The following is a 19,782-nucleotide window of genomic DNA, read 5'->3' as shown; positions in this document are numbered from 1 at the left end:
TGCGATAAATAAAAAATCGGGCAGTAGCTGGCCAGATGGCTGCTCTCTCCCCGATCTATAAACGTATTGATACGCTTGCTTGGCTACTAGCTACGTTCTGGACGTAGTGAACGTACGGCAGTACCTGCCTGCCACATTTCAGATTCGCGCAGTTCGGCCAGCTCAACTTCCAGTTTTTCGCGGTAATCAGGCTGCGAGTTGCGTGTGATGCTGATTTCGGCTTGCTCCTGACTTTTAACCGAGTTGTATAGTTGTTCGAAAACAGGCTTGGTGGCATCACGGAAAGGTTTCCACCAATCCAAAGCACCACGTTGAGCGGTTGTCGAACAGTTGGCGTACATCCAGTCCATACCGTTTTCGGCTACCAGCGGCATCAGCGATTGGGTCAGTTCTTCAACCGTTTCGTTGAATGCTTCAGAAGGACTGTGGCCGTTGGCACGTAGCACTTCGTACTGAGCGGCAAAAATACCCTGAATAGCGCCCATCAACGTACCGCGTTCGCCGGTTAAATCCGACGTTACTTCTTTATAGAAATCGGTTTCGAACAGATAGCCCGAACCTACGCCGATACCCATTGCAATAGCTTTAGTGCGTGCGTTGCCCGATGCGTCCTGATAAACGGCAAACGATGAGTTCAAGCCTTTACCTTCTACAAACAGACGACGTAGTGACGTGCCTGAACCTTTCGGTGCAACAAGGAATACGTCAACATCGGCTGGTGGAACGATACCGGTTTTCTCTTTATACGTAACGCCGAAGCCGTGCGAGAAATACAGCGATTTGCCTGGAACAAGAGCGGCTTTCACGGTTGGCCAGAGTTCAATCTGGGCGGCATCAGAAAGCAGGAAGCAGATAATCGTACCTTTTTCGAGAGCTTCTTCGATTTCAAACAGCGTTTCGCCAGGAACCCAACCGTCGGCAACGGCTTTGTCGTAAGTTTTGCCTTTACGTTGCCCAACGATTACGTTGAAACCATTGTCGCGCATGTTTAGCGACTGACCGGGGCCTTGTACGCCATAGCCAATTACGGCGATGGTTTCGTTGGCCAGCACCTCGCGGGCTTTCTCTAGCGGAAACTCTTCCCGCGTTACTACTTGCTCCTCTACTCCTCCGAAATTAATCGTTGCCATTGTTGAATTGGTTTTGTACTCTTTTATGTGGGGTTACTAATTTGATTTTTTCAAGCCAACATCAGCCTGAAAAGAAACTACAGATAATACGCCCATTCGGCTTCTGGTAGATACTCGACCAGTCCTTTTTCGGTTTTGCCGACGGCTACACGACCCGAGCGAACAAACTCCAGAATCTCGTATTGTTTGAGGTAATCGAAAAAGTCAAATATCTCCGTATCGTTGCCTGTTTTCTCAATCACTACGTAGTCGAGACCCCAGTAAACGACCCAGGCTTTGTATTTCTTATTGATTGTTTCAACGTCCAGTGATTTGCTGCCCAGCGGGGTCGAAATCTTGAATAAAGCGATTTCGTTGTACACAATCTCGTCGTTGAGATACCCGAAAACGGCCAACACTTCCACAATTTTACGAATCTGCCGAACAAGTTTTTCGACTTCTTCGCGCGATTCGTGTTTGATCACAATCGTGAAACGTGATACGCCTTTGCGCTCGGTTTCCGATACGGTCAGGCTTTCGATATTGATACGTCGGCGGGTGAAAATAATCGTGATGCGATTCAGCAGCCCGATGGTATTTTCAGTGAATATGCAGATAGTGTAGTTGGTCATAACTTTTGATAAGCTGTCTTCTGTAGTTCCGTTGTACGCTGCTACGTTCGAAAAATTGTAGACCGAAGAATTAGCTCAGTCTGATCTGTGATACGCTGGTTCCTGCTGGCACCATTGGGAACACGTTCTCTTCTTTTTCGACAATCACTTCGAGCAGATATGGACCATCGTGACTAAGCATCGTATCGAGTGCGTCCGACAGATTTTCACGTTCTGAACACGTCTGACCATCCATGCCAAAACCTCTGGCTATGGTGATAAAATCAGGGTTTTGCAGTTCCACAAACGAGTAACGACGCTGATGGAAAAGCTGCTGCCACTGACGTACCATACCCAGAAAATTATTGTTCAGGATGATGGCTTTCACTGGTTGCTTATTCTGAACGATAGTGCCAAGCTCCTGCAACGTCATCTGAAAACAACCATCACCGATAATAGCAACCACTTGACGATCTGGAGCGCCTACCTGTGCACCGAAAGCCGCTGGCAAAGCAAAGCCCATGGTACCCATACCACCCGACGTAACCAGACTATTCGGGCGCTGGAACTGATAATAGCGAGACGCCATCATCTGATGCTGACCTACGTCGGTAACCAGAACGGCTTCCCCTTTTGTTTTCGTCGACAGCATGTCAATTACTTCCGGCATTCGGATTTTGCCGGTTTTATCATTGATCGCAGGCTCCGTAATAGTTTCATGCTCAACCACATCGTATTTCCGAAACTCATTACGCCATACGGTATGGTCGTTTTGATTGACCAGAGGCAGTAATGCTTTTAAGGCTTCCTTCGCATCGCCAATTACAGGAGCATCAGCCCGGATAATTTTATCAATTTCAGACGGGTCAATTTCAATATGAACAACTTTTGCCTGTTTGATAAATTTACTGGCATCACCCGTTACGCGGTCATCGAAGCGCATACCGATAGCTATAATTACATCAGCCTGATCGGTCATTACGTTTGGGCCGTAGTTTCCATGCATACCCAGCCAACCAACGTAAAGCGGATGGCTTGTCGAGATGGTCGATTGTCCCAGCAACGTAGTGGCAACTGGAATACCTGTCTTTTCGGCAAAGGTCTGAAGTTCTTCTTCCGCTTTGGCGATCTGAACACCATGTCCAGCCAGAATATACGGTTTTTTTGCCGAGTTGATTAAACGGGCAGCCGCTTCTAACTGATCCTGTTTGGGGGCAAGCCGTGGCCGATAGCTAATGATGGTCTGACATTTTTCGTACGAAAAAGGTGTTGTCATCAACTCCACCTGAGCACTCTTCGTAATATCGATTAAAACGGGCCCCGGACGGCCAGCCTGTGCGATGTAAAAAGCTTTCGAGATAACCTCGGCAACTTCATCGGCGCTGGTAATCTGGTAGTTCCATTTCGTAATCGGCATGGTAACTCCCATTACGTCGGCTTCCTGAAACGCATCGGTTCCGAGCAGTTTTTTCGCAACCTGACCCACGATGCAAACCATAGGAGTCGAATCGATCAGCGCATCGGCAATTGACGTAACAAGGTTCGTTGCGCCCGGACCCGACGTAACAAGACAGACCCCAGCTCGGCCCTGCATACGAGCATAGCCTTGGGCAGCATGTCCGGCACCCTGCTCATGACGTACCAGAATGTGATTAATCTGATCCTGATAATCGTATAGTGCATCATAGACAGGCATAATGGCTCCGCCGGGATAACCAAAGATGGTATCGACACCCTCGGCCAGAAGCGACATCATAAGGGCTTGTGAACCGCTGATGTAAGTAGGAGCCGGTTTGGTTTCGGTTGTTTCCGGCATAACGCTGGCAATTGCTTCCATGATGCTTAGTACGTTTTAAAAGTCGTATTCGGTTTGCTGATTTATAACCTGTTAGGCTTCATCCGTTACGCAACCTTCACTGGCTGATTTCACGCTCCGAATGTATTTGCCTAGGGTGCCTTTGGTGAAGCGTGGAGCAGGTTGCTGCCATTCGCTTTTACGGTAAGCTAGTTCTTCGTCTGATACGTGTAGCGTAAGTTTCCGATTTGTAGCGTCGATAGTGATTAGATCGCCATCTTTTACCAGGGCAATTGTTCCACCTTCGAACGCTTCGGGTGTTACGTGACCAACCACGAAACCGTGTGTACCGCCTGAGAAACGACCGTCGGTAATCAGTGCTACTTTGTCGCCAAGACCAGCGCCCATAATGGCGGATGTTGGTTTCAGCATTTCGCTCATGCCAGGGCCGCCTTTAGGGCCTGCATTACGTATCACAATGACCTGACCGGGTAAAATTTCACCTTTCTGCAGGGCTGTAATCACTTCGCTTTCGTGTTCGCAAACTTTGGCAACGCCTTCAAATTTCAGCCCTTCTTTACCCGTGATTTTAGCTACGGAACCTGTTGGAGCAAGATTACCACGCAGAATCTGAATGTGTCCCGTTGGCTTGATTGGCTGGCTTAATGGGAAGATGATTTTCTGGGTATCGAAATTCAGATCAGCAGCCTCTTCGAGGTTTTCGGCAACCGTTTTGCCTGTTACAGTGATGCAATCGCCATGGATAAAGCCGTTCTGATACAGGTATTTCATGATGGCTGGAACGCCCCCAATTTCGAGCACGTCTTCCATGTAATATTTTCCGCTCGGCTTCAAATCGGCCAGCAACGGAGTCTTATCACTGATTGCCTGAATTTCATCAATTGTCAGCGGTATGCCAGCGGCACGTGCAATAGCTAGGTAATGGAGCACAGCGTTGGTCGAACCGCCAAGTGCCATGACAATGGTCAACGCGTTTTCGAGCGATTTGCGCGTAATAATGTCGGAAGGTGTGATGTTACGTTCGAGCAGGATACGCATCGCTGCACCAATTTTCTTACACTCTTCCTGTTTGCCTTCGTGTGTGGCCGGATACGTACTACTGAAGGGTAAACTCAAGCCCATCGCTTCGATGCTACTAGCCATCGTATTGGCCGTATACATACCACCACAGGCACCCGCTCCCGGAATGGAGTTTTGAATAACGCCTTTAAAATCTTCGTCAGAGATGTTATTGGCATATTTCTTTCCGAGTGCTTCGAACGCTGAAACGATATCTAGTTTCTGACCTTTATAATGCCCCGAACGTATCGTTCCGCCGTAGACCATAATGCCCGGCCGTTCTAAACGGGCCATTGCCATTACGGCGCCAGGCATATTTTTATCGCAGCCAACTACGGTTACTACACCATCGTACCATTGGGCTGCCACAACTGACTCGATAGAATCGGCAATCAGATCGCGACTGGGAAGCGAGTATCGCATGCCGTCGTTTCCGTTGGTCATACCATCAGAAACGCCAATTGTGTTGAAAATCAATCCGACCAGACCACTCGCCTGAATACCTTGTTTTACATAAACCGACAGACCATTGAGGTGCATATTACAAGTGTTTCCTTCATAGCCGGTGCTGGCAATACCAACTTGAGGCTTCTGCATATCCTCTTCGGTAAGTCCAACACCATAAAGCATAGCCTGTGCGGCTGGATTGCTTACCTCCTGAGTTAATGTGCGGCTAAAGCGATTTAATTCGGTCGTAGATTGGTCAGTGGTCATGTTTTGCAATTAGCGAAATTTCGCTGATGGTGTAATAACGCTGTAAATAAACAGGGAGTTTTTTGGAAAGGCAAGAAAAATTTTAACTAATTATCCGTTAAACTAGACACATACCTACTTTTGACCTATGACTACAGAAACGACATCGCATTACGATCATTTAGAGCAAATGTCGGTCCACGAACTGCTCACAAATATTAACAAAGAGGATAAAACGGTACCACTAGCCGTAGAACGGGCTATCCCACAAATTGAAGCGTTAGTCACTGAAATTGTTAAACGCATGAAACACGGTGGCCGACTCATATATATAGGAGCTGGTACAAGTGGGCGGCTTGGCGTGGTCGATGCCTCAGAATGTCCACCAACCTATGGTGTTCCGCATGATTTAGTCATTGGTTTGATGGCTGGCGGTGACGGCGCTATACGTAAGGCGGTTGAATTTGCTGAAGATGACGCCGAACAGGCCTGGAAAGATATTGCGCCATATCAGCCCGATGAGCAGGATACTGTAATTGGCATAGCTGCATCTGGACGCACGCCTTACGTAATCGGTGGTTTAGAGCAAGCACGTAAAGCAGGACTGCTTACTGGCTGTATTGTTTGTAATGAAGGTTCTGCGGTGGCAAAGGCGGCTGAATTCCCGGTAGAAGTGGTTGCTGGACCTGAATTTGTTACGGGAAGCACACGCATGAAAGCTGGTACCGCTCAAAAACTAGTGCTAAATATGATTTCAACTTCGGTTATGATTCAACTGGGGCGAGTAAAAGGCAATAAAATGGTCGATATGCAATTGACAAATATCAAATTGCAAGATAGGGCTGCGAAAATGGTGATGAGTGAATTAAACGTTACTCGTGGGGAAGCCGAGGCATTACTAGTAGAGTTTGGCAATGTACGTGGCGCAATCAATGGTTATAAAGAGAAGTAATGCCTAAAGTACTTAACCAAAATTGGGGATTTATGACTGTGTAATCGTTTAATAATACTTTATTCAACAAAAAAGCACGTTCATTTTATGTGAACGTGCTTTTTGTCGAAATCGTGGGCCAGCTTGGGCTCGAACCAAGGACTTACTGATTATGAGTCAGTTACTCTAACCAACTGAGTTACAAGCCCATTGCGAATGGATCATAATCTACTCGCTGGGACAAAATTACAAAAAAACTGGACATAAGGATAGGGGGCGTTCGATTTTTGAAACATAATCGTTCTTCGCGGAGTACTATTGCCTGACTATCTTTGTGAAGATGGCATCCTCCAATAAGAAGAAAATCCTGAATGACCCGGTGTATGGGTTCATTACTATTCCGACCGAACTACTCTTCGATCTGGTCGAACATCCTTATTTTCAGCGACTTCGACGTATCAAACAACTAGGTTTGTCGGAATACGTTTATCCGGGGGCACTGCACACGCGATTTCACCATGCGCTAGGAGCTATGCACCTGATGGGGCAAGCCATGAGTACGCTGCAAAGTAAAGGTCATCGAATTAGTGCCAACGAATGTGAAGCTGCTCAGATTGCTATACTGTTACACGACATTGGGCATGGGCCGTTTTCGCACGTATTGGAATGCTGTCTGCTCGACAACGTAGCACATGAGCAGATTTCGCTTATGCTGATGCACGAGTTAAATCAACAGTTCGGCGGGGCTTTATCGTTGGCAATCAGTATGTTCGAAGGGACGTACCATCGACCGTTTTTTCATCAGCTTGTGTCGAGTCAGCTCGATATGGATCGGATGGATTATCTAAATCGTGATGGTTATTACACAGGCGTGGCCGAAGGCGCTATCGGAGCAGAGCGTATTATTAAAATGCTCGATCTGGCTGATGATCAATTGGTTGTAGAAGCTAAAGGTATTCTCAGTATCGAAAATTTTCTGAATGCCCGGCGGCTGATGTATTGGCAGGTATACTTGCACAAAACCTCTATATGCTGCGAATCGATGTTGATTCAGATACTACGTCGGGCAAGATTTCTAATTCGACAGTCGGAGTCGATTTATGCACCTGATACGTTCCGAATTTTTTTGCTTGAAAGCGTATCGATGACTCAGTTTCAGAATGACCGAACGTATCTGGAAGCGTTTACCCGACTAGATGATTTCGACGTATGGTTCTGTGTGAAACAGTGGGCACACCACCCCGATCAGATTCTGTCGATACTTTGTCGGATGCTCCTCGATCGGAAATTATTTAAAATCGTATTGTCGACCGAACCGTTTGCTGGTGAACTGCTGTCGCAACTCGAAGACCAGTTGCGACAGGCTGGCTTAACGAACGAAATGATATCCTATTTTCTGGTTGAGGGGCAAGCCACGAATGCCGCTTACCTTCCCTCTGGCGACCGAATTTCCATTAAACTAAAATCAGGAAAGGTGATCGACGTAGCGGATGCATCTGATCTGTCGAACATTCATGTATTAACCAATATCGTCAGACGTTACTACGTTTGTTGGGCAAAAGAACTGATGCTGGTAACAACGTAGCACCACACCCTTCTTTTTCTTCTACGAATTCCGGGCTATAGAATACGAAAAGTGCAATTTGTTAGTTACCTTAGCGGCCTAATCGCTTACGGAAGTTAAGCTTTTTTCGACGGCCGTCATACGTATATGAAGTTTACAGTCAGGCAGATTGCTATGCTGCTGGGGGGCGAAGTTGCCGGAAATGATACACTGGCAATCACCGGATTAGCAAAAATTGAAGAAGGCCGCCCAGGCGATATTTCGTTTCTGTCGAATTTAAAGTATGAACCGCATCTGTATACCACACAGGCATCAGCGGTAATAGTTGACCGCTCGTTTGAGCCTAAAAAGCCTGTAGGGTCTGCTCTTATTTTTGTCGATAATTCCTATTCGGCTTTTACCCGTCTGCTGGAAGAATACCATAAACAGTTGCTTTTCTCGCGGGTAGGCGTGGAGCAACCGTCTTACGTAGGCGAAGGAACTGAAATTGGCGAACAGAGTTATCGCGGAGCGTTTTCATGCATTGGCCGGAACTGCCGAATTGGGCACAACGTTAAGATTTATCCACAGGCCTATGTGGGTAACAACGTTCGTATAGGCGATAATACAATTGTTCATCCGGGAGCGCGTATCCTGGATAATTGTATCATCGGGAAAAACTGCGTGATTCACCCCAACGCTGTTATCGGTAGCGAAGGATTTGGCTTTGCGCCACAGTCTGATGGTACCTATAAAACCATACCGCAGCTTGGAAATGTAATTCTGGAAGACTCCGTGAATGTCGGTTCGAACACAACCATCGACTGCGCTACCATGGGTTCTACCATTATTCGTCAGGGGGTGAAACTCGATAACCTGATTCAGATCGGACATAATGTTGAGATTGGTAAAAATACCGTAGTAGCAGCGCAAACGGGTATTTCGGGCTCCACCAAAATTGGTGAAAACTGTGTTATTGCGGGGCAGGTAGGCTTTGCTGGTCATTTAACTATTGCCAATGGAACCAAGGTTGGCGCACAATCGGGAGTTGGTAAAAACGTAGTGGAGGAAGGAACCTCGATTAATAGTTCGCCTGCTTTTGGTCTAAAAGAAAGCATGCGCTCATTGGCCGTTTTCCGTAGGTTACCTGACCTGGAATGGCGAATTATTGAACTCGAAAAGAAGAATAAATAGAACTGGCGATTGCCGCTGATGGCTATCGGACAGGAACCAACGAATGAATACCAAACAACAGACAATTCAGAAGGCCGTTTCGGTATCGGGAGTAGGATTACACACGGGTGTGCAGGCAACAATGACGTTTTTGCCCGCGCCCACTAATCATGGGTATAAATTCCAGCGCGTCGATTTGCCGGGACAGCCCATTGTCGACGCCGACGTTGATAACGTAGTAGACCTCTCGCGGGGTACTACTATTGAACAGAGTGGAGCTCGTATTCATACGGTTGAGCACACCCTGGCTGCGTTGGTAGGTTTGCAGCTCGACAACGTATTGATTCAGTTGGATGGACCAGAACCGCCTATTATGGATGGTTCATCGATTCAATTTATCGAAGCCCTCCGTAGTGCAGGTATTGAGGAGCAAAATGCCACGCGGAATTATTTCGAAGTGAACGAGTACGTTCATTACCGGAATGCCGAAAAAGATATCGAAATGGCCGCTTTGCCGCTAAACGATTATCGGCTTACTGTAATGGTCGATTATAATTCGCGGGTAATTAGTAGCCAACACGCATCGCTGAATGACATTAGTCAGTTCCCTGATCAAATAGCCAGCAGTCGTACGTTTGTGTTTTTGCATGAGCTGGAAACGCTCTACAAGCAAAATCTGATTAAAGGGGGTGATTTGACCAATGCGATTGTTATTGTTGACCGCGAAGTAGAAGATGGGGAGCTGGATTATCTGGCTGACCTTCTGAAAAAACCAAAGGTTAGCGTAAATAAGCAGGAAGGTATTCTGAATAACCTTAAGCTGCACTATCCAAACGAAATGGCCCGCCACAAACTGCTCGACGTAGTGGGCGATTTAGCACTGATAGGGCGGCCTATTAAAGCACAGATTCTGGCGGCTCGGCCAGGTCATGCGGCTAACGTAGCGTTTGCAAAGAAAATCAAGAAACTTATCCAGAAAAACGCAGCTAATCAGGTTCCTCAATACGATCCGACCCAACCAGCCGTTCTGGATATTAACCGGATTTCACAGATACTAGCTCATAGGTATCCATTTCAGATGATCGATAAGATTATCGCACTGGACGAAAATAGTGTGGTTGGTATTAAGAATGTGACCATGAACGAGCAGTTTTTCATGGGGCATTTTCCGGGAAACCCCGTTATGCCGGGTGTTTTACAGCTCGAAGCAATGGCACAAACGGGTGGGATTCTGGTACTTAGTACCGTTTCTGATCCCGAAAATTATTGGCCTTACCTGATTGGTATCGAAAATTGTCGGTTCCGGCGCAACGTTTTGCCTGGAGATACCGTAATATTTCGATGTGAGTTCACCTCGCCAATGAAACGCGGTATTGTAAAGATGCAGGGTCGCGGTTACGTGGCCAACCAACTGGTTTGTGAAGCTGATATGATTGCCAGTCTGGTGAAGAAAAAATGAATAATGAATAATGAGCCGCGCGGGCGGCCCTGAATGAATAATGTAGTTTTACTACAGCTTCATTCGCCAGTCATTATCCATTGTACATTATTCATTGTACATTTTAAAAAACATGATTCAACCATTAGCTTATATTCATCCGGAAGCGAAGATCGCGCATAATGTGGTTATTGAGCCGTTTGCCATTATCCATAAAGATGTCGAAATCGCTGAAGGAACGTGGATTGGTTCCCACGCAGTTATTAACGAAGGGGCTCGTATTGGCCAAAACTGCAAAATTTATCCGGGAGCCGTTATTTCAGCAACTCCGCAGGATTTGAAATTCAATAACGAGTATACCCGAACAATAATCGGGGACAATACAACGATACGTGAATACGCAACCATTAGCCGGGGCACCGAAGAACACTGGAAAACGGAGATCGGTAGCCATTGTCTTATTATGGCGTATGCACACGTAGCACACGATTGCCGCATTGGTAATCACTGTATTATCACGAATAATGTGCAGATGGCCGGTCACGTGCACATGGGCGACTGGGCAATTATTGGCGGTTCAAGTTCGGTACTACAATTCACGCGTATCGGTGCGCACGCGATGATTTCGGGTGGCTCGCTGGTACGTAAAGACGTACCACCTTACACAAAAGCTGCCCGTGAACCACTTTCCTACACCGGTATCAATTCGATTGGCTTACGTCGGCGTGGTTTCGAGAACGATAAAATCAACCAGATTCAGGACATTTATCGCTATATCTACATGCGTGGCCTGAATAATGCCGAAGCACTCACACATATTGAGCTGGAGTTACCACCTTCCAACGAACGCGACGATATTGTAAACTTTATCCGTAGCTCAGAACGGGGAATCATGCGCGGCCCTTCTTCGAGCGGAGAGCGGGAGTAATGAGCGATAAACGATGAGTGATAAACGATGAGTAGGTCAATCCGCAGTCTACTCATCGTTTATCACTCATCACTCTTTACGTATGGAAATTGTTGCCAGAAAATTAGGGAAGAAATACCGGAAGGAGTGGATTTTCAGACACGTCGATCTGACGCTTTCGGCTGGCACAAGTTATACCTTCGTAGGGCCAAATGGAAGTGGAAAATCGACATTGCTGCAACTGCTTGCCGGGAGTCTGCCGTCCACTGAAGGTGAACTGATTTATTCCCACAACAGCACTCCGATTGATCCCGATTCCTGGTTTCAGCAAATTAGTCTGGCAGCTCCCTATCTGGAATTGGTTGAAGAACTGACACTTACCGAGATGCTGGTATTTCACCAGACCTTCAAACCATTCAAACAAGGAATGTCTTCTGCCGATGTAGCAGACCGGTTGCTACTTTCGCACGCCCGCAACAAAGAAATCAAGTATTTCTCGTCGGGTATGAAACAACGGGTTAAACTCGGACTCGCTTTCTTTTCAAATTCGCCCGTTGTTATTCTCGATGAACCTACCTCGAACCTCGACCGACAAGGGGCGGCCTGGTATCACGAACAGGTTCGCCAGCTCGGTTCTGATCAACTGCTGCTGATTGGCTCCAACCAGCCCGAAGAATACGATTTCTGCCCGAACGTAGTGGACGTAACACAATGGAAATAAGGGTATTTTACCCTTCCGAACGCAACACATCCAGCGGTGGGCGTACCAACACTTCCCGACTGTTGAACAGACCAATCAAGATCGTGAGCACGGTTACGACAAAAGTTACAACAAACAACGGCACTACGTTGGGGCGGTAAGGCACCTCAAAAACGAATTGCGCCAGCGCCCAGGTCCCTATCACTGAAAGCAGAATCCCCGACAAAGCCGCCAGAAGTCCTAATAAACCGTATTCAAGCGCCGTGATACGTAGTATCTGCGTCCGACTAGCACCTAATGTACGTAGCAATACGCTTTCGCGTAAACGCTGAAACTTGCTGATAATGACCGAACTGGCAAGAACCAGAAGCCCTGTCAGAATGCTGAACAACGCCATGAACTGAATCACGAACGAAATCTGGGCAAGAATATCGTCTATCGTTTTTAAAACCAGTCCTAAATCAATAGCTGATACGTTGGGGAAACGTTGCACGAGTCCACGCTGAAGTACTGCCGAGGTCTGGTTGTCAGGCACGCGGGTCATCAATACGTGAAACTGCGGAGCCTGTTCCAGCACGCCGTTCGGAAAAACAATCAGAAAATTCGTTTGTACCCGGTTCCATTCTACCTCGCGCGTGCCACCTACAATAACCGGAATTGGTGCACCCTGTACGTTGAAATTTAACGTATCGCCTAGTTTCAGATGCATACGTTCCATAAAACCGTCTTCAACCGATACGTAGATAGCTCCGTCGGCCTGATACGGTGCTTTGCCCGACACCAGCTTTTCGGAAGAAATCAACGTGTCGCGATACGTAACGCGGTATTCGCGGGTGAAGGCCCATTTTGGTATTTTCAACGATGTATCCTTACGTACCACTTCGGCGGACTTTCCATTAATGTCATTCAATCGCATCGTAACGACCGGAACTTCCTGCAACACTGGCAATTTCTGTCCGCTCACCAGCGATTTTACGCCCGAAAGCTGCTCATTCTGAATATCGAACAAGACCATATTGGGCTGGTTTCCAGAAGCTGACAGTTCGACGCGGCCAATCAATAATCCTTGTGTCAGGTATAACGTAGCAATCAGAAACGCACCTAATCCAATGGATGTTACTAGGATGAGCGTCTGATTATTAGGCCGATATAAATTTGCCAGACTCTGCCGCCAGACGTAGCTCCACGATGCCGGAAAGAACCGCCGAACCAGCCAGATAAGCCCTAAACCAAGACCCGTGAGGATACCAAACGCAACGGCTAATCCACCCGTAAAGCCAAGCGCCAGCATAAAATTCTGCGTTTGCCCGTATGAAAAGCCAATGATGAACCCAATTACAACTAGATAAACCAGCCAACGTAGCGGATCGCGGCCGCTCATGTCGCTTTCGTAGGAAGACCGAATGGCCCGTAACGGTGATACGTTTCGGATAGACAGTAACGGAATCAGGGCGAACAAAATCGAGATTAGCAAACCTGTGCCAATGCCACTTAAAATTGCCGTTCCCGACAACGTAGTATCGACAGTGATCGGTAGAAAACTCCCAAATACGCGCGGAAGAATGAGCTGAATACCTGAACCAATCAACGCACCAATAGTTGCACCAATCAACCCCATAAAGGCGGTTTGAAGCAGGTAAATCATAAACGCTTGTCGACCACTGGCTCCCAACGTGCGCAGAATGGCAACCGATGCAATTTTCTCTTTAACATATAATTGCACCGCACTGGCGACACCAACGCAGCCCAACAACAGGGCAACAAACGCAACCAGACTTAAATATTGGGTCAAGTCGGCAAAGGAGCGGCCCGTTTGACGCTTCCGCTCGGCAATAGTGTCGAAATTGATGCCTTCTTTATCGAGTCGCGAAGAAATGGTTTTAGCGTATTTCTCTACGTCGGTGCCGGGTGCAAACTGATAATAATATTTATAGGCAACACGGCTTCCGCGCTGTAATAAGCCCGTTTTTTCTAAAAACTTATTCGGAATAAAAACGGTAGGTGTAACGGTCGTGGTAATGGCTGCCTGACCCGGTGTTTTCATGACCCGACCGGCTACCACAAACGACAGATTTCCTACACGAACCGAATCGCCAACTTGCGCGCCCAATTGCACTAACAACGCATCGTCGACCAACGCAACCTGACTGTTCGCTTGCCGAAAATCCTGAATCGCTGACGATGGCGTTACGTCCCACAGACCGTAATACGGGAAATTGCCCTGCAATCCTTTCACCTGCGCCAGACGAACCCCGCCCGTTTTGGCGACCGAAACCAGCGACGGAAACGAAACTTCATACGCCCGATCACGACCAATTCCTTTAACAAACGCCTGTGTTTTTGCCGATGGTGGACGCGTCCACGAAAGCGTGAGATCAGCACCGAGCAGTTCACGGGCCTGCTCGTCGATGCTACGTGCCAGATTATCACCGAACGAGTTAATAGCGACCAGTGCCGCAATGCCCAGTACGATAGCCGACATAAACAACAGAAGTCGTTGTCGGCTTCGGCGGCTATCACGCCACGCCATTCGGAATAACCAGGAGAAGTTCATAGGTTTTGCAGAGAATATCGTTATGTTATTTCACAATCGTTAATTCATCTTTTACCAATCCATCTTTGTCATAGACGGTGTAAATCAGCTTGTTGTCGTTGATTTTCATGTGCTGATAAAAAGGACCATTTTTATAGCGTACCTGCGCATACGGCTCGTCGGGCCAGTGTTTGTGATCGCTGGGTATGCCAATGGAAATGGTATAAATAGTGCCGTCAGCAGGTTTTTCAACCGGTTTTTCGGCAAACATAGGCTTGCTGCGGAGGTAGTAATGCACGTGTCCGCTCATGACCATGTCGACGTGGTATTTATCGAAAAGTGTACACCATTCTTTACGGATATCGGTATAATCTTCTTCGAAATTGTAGGGCGGAAAGTGGAAAAATACAAATTTCCATTTCGCCTTTGTGTTGGCTAACTGTTGATTAATCCAGCCGGTTTGTGCCTCGATAGGCGACGTAGCGTCAATCATTAGAAACAACGCGTTCTGATACGTAAAGGCATAGGTTTGCTCCGTTGGTACGTCGGCATGCTTCGGCCCGTTTTTCGGCAAACTGAACATTTCCTGATACATCCACGCACCTAACCCATCCTGACTGTCGTGATTTCCGGGAATTGGTAACAAGGGCTTATGTTGGAAAATATCGCCCGAATGATGCCACAACTCATCCCATTCATCGCGGTGTAAGCCCGTGCTGACCAGATCGCCCACAATCGAATAAAACGAAATGTCGGGATGACGTAGCAACGTTTGCTGAGCCATCTTTCCGAAATCGGGCGATTTATGCGTATCACCAAACCAGATAAATGAAAAACCTGAGTCGGTCGACGCCTGAGTCTGGAACGTAGCGGGAACTGACCAGCCACCCGTTTTCGAACCGACCCGATAACCATACGTAGCACCGGGCAAAAGACCCGTAAGCTGCGCTGTAAACCGATTGACGTAGCGATCATTTTGTAGCAAACGATCTTCCATCCGAAAGGACGTAGCGGCTTTGGTTAACGTATCGGTCGTTTCAATACGCCAGTATTTTACGTTTCCATCTGAAACCGTACTAGTTGTGCGCCATTGAATATCCTGTGTTGTGGTTGGATTACCGCTCCACGTCAGCAAAATCTGGTCGGGCTTGGATTGGGCAGGAACAATAGTTTTGCGGAAAGCACCCACCAGATGCGCTTCGCGGGCGCGTCCCCGAATAGTTTGAAATAACCGCTGACCACGTAGCGATTCCGGTACTTCGGTCAACGTTAGATCGCTCCAGTCGTGATACGTAAACGCACCAACACGCATATCAGCCGACGTTTGATGTGCCGGATAAACCGACGAAATCGTCAATTTGTCGCCCGCTTTTTTAGGCGCTACACTGATAAAATACACCGGACGATGTTTGTCGAATCCGTTGATGCCCAGATTCACGTTTCCAGCCGAGAACGTTTTTTGCCAGACTTCGTACGTGTATTCTTCATTTTTGACGATCAGATCCGTCTTCTGGAAACCACTATTCGGCAGCCAGAAGGGCAACACGTTCTGATCTTTGTGACGCATGAGCGACACCGTTACAGGTACATTTACCGTGAAGGTCAGGTATTGAGTAGCCAGAATCTGTTTCTCATCGGGGCGTAGAAACTGGAGAATAAATTGTTCGCTGATCGTATCCAGTTGTTCGGGTTTTAACGTTTTGTAAAGCCGCGTAACTACATTATCCATTACGTCTTTAACCGATTTTGTGGACGTAGCACTTTGAGCCGATACGTTACTGAACGTAAGGAAGAGTAGTAAAAAGCCGATAAAAAAAGTGGCTGGTTTCATGAGCGAGTATGACCGATTGATAAGCAACACAGATAAAGTTTGTCTCTTGAATTACTGTGTTTCGGTCAGAAACTACTACTGGGTCAGTTGATCACTAAAAACGCTGCCGCCTTTAATGCGAATGACACGTTGGGTGCGGGCCGCCAGTTCGAGGTCGTGCGTAACGAGCACGAGTGTGGTTCCGGCTTCTCGATTGAGTTCAAAAAGTAAGTCGACAACTGTAGTGCTGGTATCGGCATCAAGATTTCCCGTCGGCTCGTCGGCAAAAAGTAATTTCGGCCGATTGGCAAACGCACGCGCCAGCGATACGCGTTGCTGCTCACCACCCGAAAGTTGCATGGGATAATGATGCCCGCGCTGTCCCAGGCCGACCCGTTCCAACAGCCCTTGTGCGGTTTGGGCGGCTCCTTTTTCACCCCGAAGCTCCAGAGGAACCATTACGTTTTCGAGGGCGGTAAGTGTGGGCAACAACTGGAAATTCTGGAAAATGAAACCCACGTGCTGATTACGTAGCGCGGCCCGTTGATCCTCGTTGAGGTTGTCGAGACAAACATCGTTCAGATATACGCTGCCCGACGTAGCACGGTCTAACCCGGCACAAAGCCCTAACAACGTTGTTTTGCCACTCCCCGAAGGCCCAACTATCGCGAACGTATCGCCCGGTTCGAGGGAGAAATTAACGCTGTGGAGCACAGTTAGCTCCCGACCGCCACTCGAATAGGTTTTGGTCAGATTTTCGACACGCAGAATACTCATTGGAACAAAAAACGGTTGACACTCATTGTCTTAAACGTAGCGATTTTCTGAAATCGTGGTTCTGGCGGATGTTTCTTCCGATTATCTGCGAAATTCGCGGCTTCTGCTACGTTGTTATGTGTAACAAACCGACATGTGCTTTATGAAGTTCTGCCCGAAAGCTCAAACACTCCATTCTTTGATAAGCGGACTATTCGTGTGCTTAGCGGTCTGGGGCTGTGGCTCGTCTGATACAAAATCTGATTCTACTACGTCCAATACGCCCGCTAGTTCGAGTGCCGCTCAGTCTAACTCAGCTAAAAAACAGGTCGTTCTTTTCTACGGTAATAGCCTTGCCGCCGGTTATGGCGTTGAACCTACTGAGGCATTTCCGGCACTGGTTGGCGAAAAAATTGATTCGGCAGGCCTGAATTATACAGTCGTAAACGCTGGCCTAAGTGGCGAAACAACAGCAGGAGGTAAAAGTCGGATTAGCTGGGTACTACGTCAGCCAGTATCGGTTTTCGTGCTGGAACTGGGTGGAAACGATGGCCTTCGCGGGCTGCCATTGACCGCAACCCGGCAAAACCTACAGGCCATTATGGATACCGTTCGGAAAAAGAACCCGGAGGCTACTATTGTGCTGGCGGGTATGCAGATTCCGCCCAACATGGGTACGTCGTACAGCAAAGAATTTCGGGAATTGTTTAAAGAACTGGCCGATAAAAACAAAGCCGTTCTGATTCCATTTCTGCTCGAAGGGGTAGGCGGCATTCCAAAGCTGAACCAGGCCGATGGCATTCACCCGACGCCAGCGGGTCATAAAATTGTGGCAAATACAGTCTGGCAAGTGCTACAGCCGATATTGAAGTCTGAAAACTAATCCATTAATATCCACTACGTTGCCATGCGTTTTGCTCTGATTCTGCTTAGTCTGTTTGCCTTTTCATTTCGGCCTGATAAACCGGCGTATCGACTTTATACGGCAAAGTTAAAATCGGCTACGTATGCCAAATTGCTACGTCAGGCTACGGAGGCCGACGTAGTGCTTTTTGGCGAATTGCACAACAATCCAATCTGTCACTGGCTTGAGTTACAGTTGACGAAAGATTTGCAGGCGGCAAAAAAACAGAATCTGGTGCTAGGTGCCGAAATGTTTGAAGCTGATAATCAGAAGGCGTTGAGCGATTACGTGCAGGGGCAAACCGACAGCAAAGAACTAGCGAAACAAGCCCGGCTCTGGCCTAATTTTGATACTGATTACAAGCCGATAGCCGATTTCGCCCGTGAGCAAAAAATTCCGTTTATCGCTACGAACGTACCACGGCGGTATGCCCGGCTGGTTTCGCGGCAGGGTTTGGCGGCTCTTGATACAATTTCATCGGAAGGAAAAAGTCAGGTAGCACCGTTGCCGTTAACCGTTGATCTGACATTGCCCGGTTATAAAGGTATGATGGATATGATGTCGAGTTCGGTACATGGTAGTACGCCCACGTCAACTACGGGGGGGGCGTCCGGTATGGCGAATGCCAATTCGGATATGGCGGCCAATTTCGCTCGGGCACAAGCCATTAAAGACGCAACGATGGCGCACTTCATTCTGCAAAATCTTAAATCGGGGCAAACGATGCTTCACTTCAACGGCGATTATCACTCCAAAAACTTCGAAGGTATTGTTTGGTACCTGCGTCAGAAACGGCCCGATCTCAAAATTTTGACACTCTCATCCGTCGAAATCCCTGACCCGGAGCGACCCACTACCGAAAACAAAAATCTGGCCGATTTCCTGATCGCCATCCCCGCCGATATGACGAAAACGTATTAGTGAATACTTCATTCAATAACCTTTGACGTCGGTTTCCGGTTGCTTTTAATAGGGCGTATCGGAAACTGATTTATGATTAAGGAATTACTTGATTTAACTGGAAAGAATGCGCTGGTAACGGGTTCCAGCCAGGGAATTGGTAAAGCGATTGCGCTGGCTCTCGCTGAATTTGGTGCTAACGTATTGATTCATAATCGGAAAGGCGATAAGGAAGCGAAGGACGTAGTGCAACAGGTTCGGCAGATGGGCGTAAACAGTGATGTAATTGGCATTGATTTACTCCAGTCAGGTGCTGTGGATAAACTCTACAAAAAAGCTACAGACTTATTTGGGTCGGTTGATATTCTGGTGACGAATGCGTCGATACAAATTCCGGAAAACTGGGATGACGCAACGCCCGAAGAATTCGATCGGCAGGTAAATGCCAACTGGAAATCAACGTTATTACTGATGCAGCGTTTCGCTCCCGACATGGCCGAGCGAGGCTGGGGACGTATTCTGACAATTGGCAGTGTCCAGGAAGAAAAACCGCATCCGGCCATGATTGTCTACGCAGGCACGAAAGCCGCCGTTGCCAACACAGTTCGGAATCTGGCTCTGCAACTCGCTGACAAGGGGCTTACAATCAATAATTTGTCGCCGGGAGTTGTCGATACTCCCCGTATCAATGAACCGGTCCCTCCTATGCCTGATCGTATTGGTGATCGGATGAATATTCCGGTAGGTTCGGCAGGGCAACCCGAAGACATAGCGGGAATGGCTGTACTCCTTTGCTCAGAAGCGGGCCGCTACGTAACAGGGCAGACGATTTTTGTGGATGGTGGTATGAGTTTGTAATGGTTTTTTTGTTGTGGTGTCAGGTTCAGAACCTGACACCA

General features: G+C 47.7%; 16 protein-coding genes and 1 tRNA gene. 9 read left to right on the top strand and 8 right to left on the bottom strand.

Annotated features, from left to right (window positions below; translation table 11 throughout):
• Positions 1 to 86 precede the first annotated feature (86 nt).
• The 4 genes from ilvC to ilvD all read right to left on the bottom strand — a co-directional run bounded on the left by ilvC (position 87) and on the right by ilvD (position 5,309).
• Positions 87 to 1,130, bottom strand: coding sequence for a ketol-acid reductoisomerase (ilvC, locus tag ACYVD4_RS02280; RefSeq protein WP_460941998.1), 1,044 nt, complete (start codon positions 1,128 to 1,130; stop codon positions 87 to 89).
• A 77-nt stretch (positions 1,131 to 1,207) separates the two neighbouring features.
• The gene (gene ilvN, locus ACYVD4_RS02275) at positions 1,208 to 1,741 is read right to left on the bottom strand and encodes an acetolactate synthase small subunit (RefSeq protein ID WP_460941997.1); all 534 of its coding nucleotides are present in this window, start codon (positions 1,739 to 1,741) and stop codon (positions 1,208 to 1,210) included.
• A 70-nt stretch (positions 1,742 to 1,811) separates the two neighbouring features.
• Positions 1,812 to 3,557, bottom strand: a complete 1,746-nt coding sequence (ilvB, locus tag ACYVD4_RS02270; RefSeq protein ID WP_460941996.1) for a biosynthetic-type acetolactate synthase large subunit — start codon at positions 3,555 to 3,557, stop codon at positions 1,812 to 1,814.
• Positions 3,558 to 3,608: 51 nt separating this feature from the next.
• Positions 3,609 to 5,309, bottom strand: coding sequence for a dihydroxy-acid dehydratase (gene ilvD / locus ACYVD4_RS02265; RefSeq protein WP_460941995.1), 1,701 nt, complete (start codon positions 5,307 to 5,309; stop codon positions 3,609 to 3,611).
• A gap of 127 nt (positions 5,310 to 5,436) precedes the next feature.
• On the opposite strand from ilvD, the gene murQ reads away from it, so the two are divergent.
• Positions 5,437 to 6,240 (top strand): N-acetylmuramic acid 6-phosphate etherase, encoded by an 804-nt coding sequence (murQ, locus tag ACYVD4_RS02260; RefSeq protein WP_460941994.1) that lies wholly within the window; start codon positions 5,437 to 5,439, stop codon positions 6,238 to 6,240.
• A gap of 114 nt (positions 6,241 to 6,354) precedes the next feature.
• On the opposite strand, the gene ACYVD4_RS02255 is transcribed toward murQ, so the two are convergent.
• Positions 6,355 to 6,428 (bottom strand) — tRNA-Ile (locus ACYVD4_RS02255).
• A gap of 131 nt (positions 6,429 to 6,559) precedes the next feature.
• Between ACYVD4_RS02255 and ACYVD4_RS02250 the strand changes: the two genes are divergently transcribed.
• From ACYVD4_RS02250 to ACYVD4_RS02230, 5 genes are all read left to right on the top strand, one after another.
• Positions 6,560 to 7,804 (top strand): HD domain-containing protein, encoded by a 1,245-nt coding sequence (locus ACYVD4_RS02250; protein ID WP_460941993.1) that lies wholly within the window; start codon positions 6,560 to 6,562, stop codon positions 7,802 to 7,804.
• A gap of 126 nt (positions 7,805 to 7,930) precedes the next feature.
• A complete protein-coding gene (gene lpxD, locus ACYVD4_RS02245; protein ID WP_460941992.1) occupies positions 7,931 to 8,956 on the top strand; it encodes a UDP-3-O-(3-hydroxymyristoyl)glucosamine N-acyltransferase in 1,026 nt (341 codons plus the stop codon).
• A gap of 43 nt (positions 8,957 to 8,999) precedes the next feature.
• Positions 9,000 to 10,394 (top strand): bifunctional UDP-3-O-[3-hydroxymyristoyl] N-acetylglucosamine deacetylase/3-hydroxyacyl-ACP dehydratase, encoded by a 1,395-nt coding sequence (locus ACYVD4_RS02240; RefSeq protein WP_460941991.1) that lies wholly within the window; start codon positions 9,000 to 9,002, stop codon positions 10,392 to 10,394.
• A gap of 112 nt (positions 10,395 to 10,506) precedes the next feature.
• Entirely contained in the window at positions 10,507 to 11,301 is a 795-nt protein-coding gene (lpxA, locus tag ACYVD4_RS02235; protein WP_460941990.1) for an acyl-ACP--UDP-N-acetylglucosamine O-acyltransferase, read from the top strand.
• Between the two features lie 82 nt (positions 11,302 to 11,383).
• Positions 11,384 to 12,001 carry an ABC transporter ATP-binding protein gene (locus tag ACYVD4_RS02230; protein ID WP_460941989.1) on the top strand — a complete coding sequence of 206 codons (618 nt, stop codon included), beginning with the start codon at positions 11,384 to 11,386 and terminating at the stop codon, positions 11,999 to 12,001.
• A gap of 7 nt (positions 12,002 to 12,008) precedes the next feature.
• Here the strand turns inward: ACYVD4_RS02230 and ACYVD4_RS02225 are convergent, their stop codons facing one another.
• The 3 genes from ACYVD4_RS02225 to ACYVD4_RS02215 all read right to left on the bottom strand — a co-directional run bounded on the left by ACYVD4_RS02225 (position 12,009) and on the right by ACYVD4_RS02215 (position 17,100).
• Positions 12,009 to 14,534: an ABC transporter permease gene (locus ACYVD4_RS02225; RefSeq protein WP_460941988.1), complete on the bottom strand. Its 2,526-nt coding sequence runs from the start codon at positions 14,532 to 14,534 to the stop codon at positions 12,009 to 12,011.
• 25 nt (positions 14,535 to 14,559) lie between these two features.
• Entirely contained in the window at positions 14,560 to 16,344 is a 1,785-nt protein-coding gene (locus tag ACYVD4_RS02220) for a purple acid phosphatase family protein (protein ID WP_460941987.1), read from the bottom strand.
• Positions 16,345 to 16,419: 75 nt separating this feature from the next.
• Entirely contained in the window at positions 16,420 to 17,100 is a 681-nt protein-coding gene (locus ACYVD4_RS02215; protein ID WP_460941986.1) for an ABC transporter ATP-binding protein, read from the bottom strand.
• Positions 17,101 to 17,242: 142 nt separating this feature from the next.
• Here ACYVD4_RS02215 and ACYVD4_RS02210 point away from each other — a divergent pair, with 142 nt between their 5' ends.
• From ACYVD4_RS02210 to ACYVD4_RS02200, 3 genes are all read left to right on the top strand, one after another.
• A complete protein-coding gene (locus tag ACYVD4_RS02210) occupies positions 17,243 to 17,962 on the top strand; it encodes an arylesterase (protein ID WP_460941985.1) in 720 nt (239 codons plus the stop codon).
• Positions 17,963 to 17,986: 24 nt separating this feature from the next.
• Positions 17,987 to 18,904 carry a ChaN family lipoprotein gene (locus ACYVD4_RS02205; protein WP_460941984.1) on the top strand — a complete coding sequence of 306 codons (918 nt, stop codon included), beginning with the start codon at positions 17,987 to 17,989 and terminating at the stop codon, positions 18,902 to 18,904.
• 72 nt (positions 18,905 to 18,976) lie between these two features.
• Positions 18,977 to 19,741: an SDR family NAD(P)-dependent oxidoreductase gene (locus ACYVD4_RS02200; protein ID WP_460941983.1), complete on the top strand. Its 765-nt coding sequence runs from the start codon at positions 18,977 to 18,979 to the stop codon at positions 19,739 to 19,741.
• Positions 19,742 to 19,782: the final 41 nt, after the last annotated feature.

The sequence above is a fragment of the Spirosoma daeguense genome (assembly GCF_054776875.1).
The sequence above is the reverse complement of the archived record's forward strand: the minus strand, read 5'-3'. Positions and strand labels throughout refer to the sequence as shown.

Coding starts and splice junctions, on each gene's coding strand:
- ilvC (WP_460941998.1), bottom strand. CDS start 1,130: ATGGCAACGATTAATTTCGGAGGAGTAGAGGAGCAAGTAGTAACGCGG.
- ilvN (WP_460941997.1), bottom strand. CDS start 1,741: ATGACCAACTACACTATCTGCATATTCACTGAAAATACCATCGGGCTG.
- ilvB (WP_460941996.1), bottom strand. CDS start 3,557: ATGGAAGCAATTGCCAGCGTTATGCCGGAAACAACCGAAACCAAACCG.
- ilvD (WP_460941995.1), bottom strand. CDS start 5,309: ATGACCACTGACCAATCTACGACCGAATTAAATCGCTTTAGCCGCACA.
- murQ (WP_460941994.1), top strand. CDS start 5,437: ATGACTACAGAAACGACATCGCATTACGATCATTTAGAGCAAATGTCG.
- ACYVD4_RS02250 (WP_460941993.1), top strand. CDS start 6,560: ATGGCATCCTCCAATAAGAAGAAAATCCTGAATGACCCGGTGTATGGG.
- lpxD (WP_460941992.1), top strand. CDS start 7,931: ATGAAGTTTACAGTCAGGCAGATTGCTATGCTGCTGGGGGGCGAAGTT.
- ACYVD4_RS02240 (WP_460941991.1), top strand. CDS start 9,000: ATGAATACCAAACAACAGACAATTCAGAAGGCCGTTTCGGTATCGGGA.
- lpxA (WP_460941990.1), top strand. CDS start 10,507: ATGATTCAACCATTAGCTTATATTCATCCGGAAGCGAAGATCGCGCAT.
- ACYVD4_RS02230 (WP_460941989.1), top strand. CDS start 11,384: ATGGAAATTGTTGCCAGAAAATTAGGGAAGAAATACCGGAAGGAGTGG.
- ACYVD4_RS02225 (WP_460941988.1), bottom strand. CDS start 14,534: ATGAACTTCTCCTGGTTATTCCGAATGGCGTGGCGTGATAGCCGCCGA.
- ACYVD4_RS02220 (WP_460941987.1), bottom strand. CDS start 16,344: ATGAAACCAGCCACTTTTTTTATCGGCTTTTTACTACTCTTCCTTACG.
- ACYVD4_RS02215 (WP_460941986.1), bottom strand. CDS start 17,100: ATGAGTATTCTGCGTGTCGAAAATCTGACCAAAACCTATTCGAGTGGC.
- ACYVD4_RS02210 (WP_460941985.1), top strand. CDS start 17,243: ATGAAGTTCTGCCCGAAAGCTCAAACACTCCATTCTTTGATAAGCGGA.
- ACYVD4_RS02205 (WP_460941984.1), top strand. CDS start 17,987: ATGCGTTTTGCTCTGATTCTGCTTAGTCTGTTTGCCTTTTCATTTCGG.
- ACYVD4_RS02200 (WP_460941983.1), top strand. CDS start 18,977: ATGATTAAGGAATTACTTGATTTAACTGGAAAGAATGCGCTGGTAACG.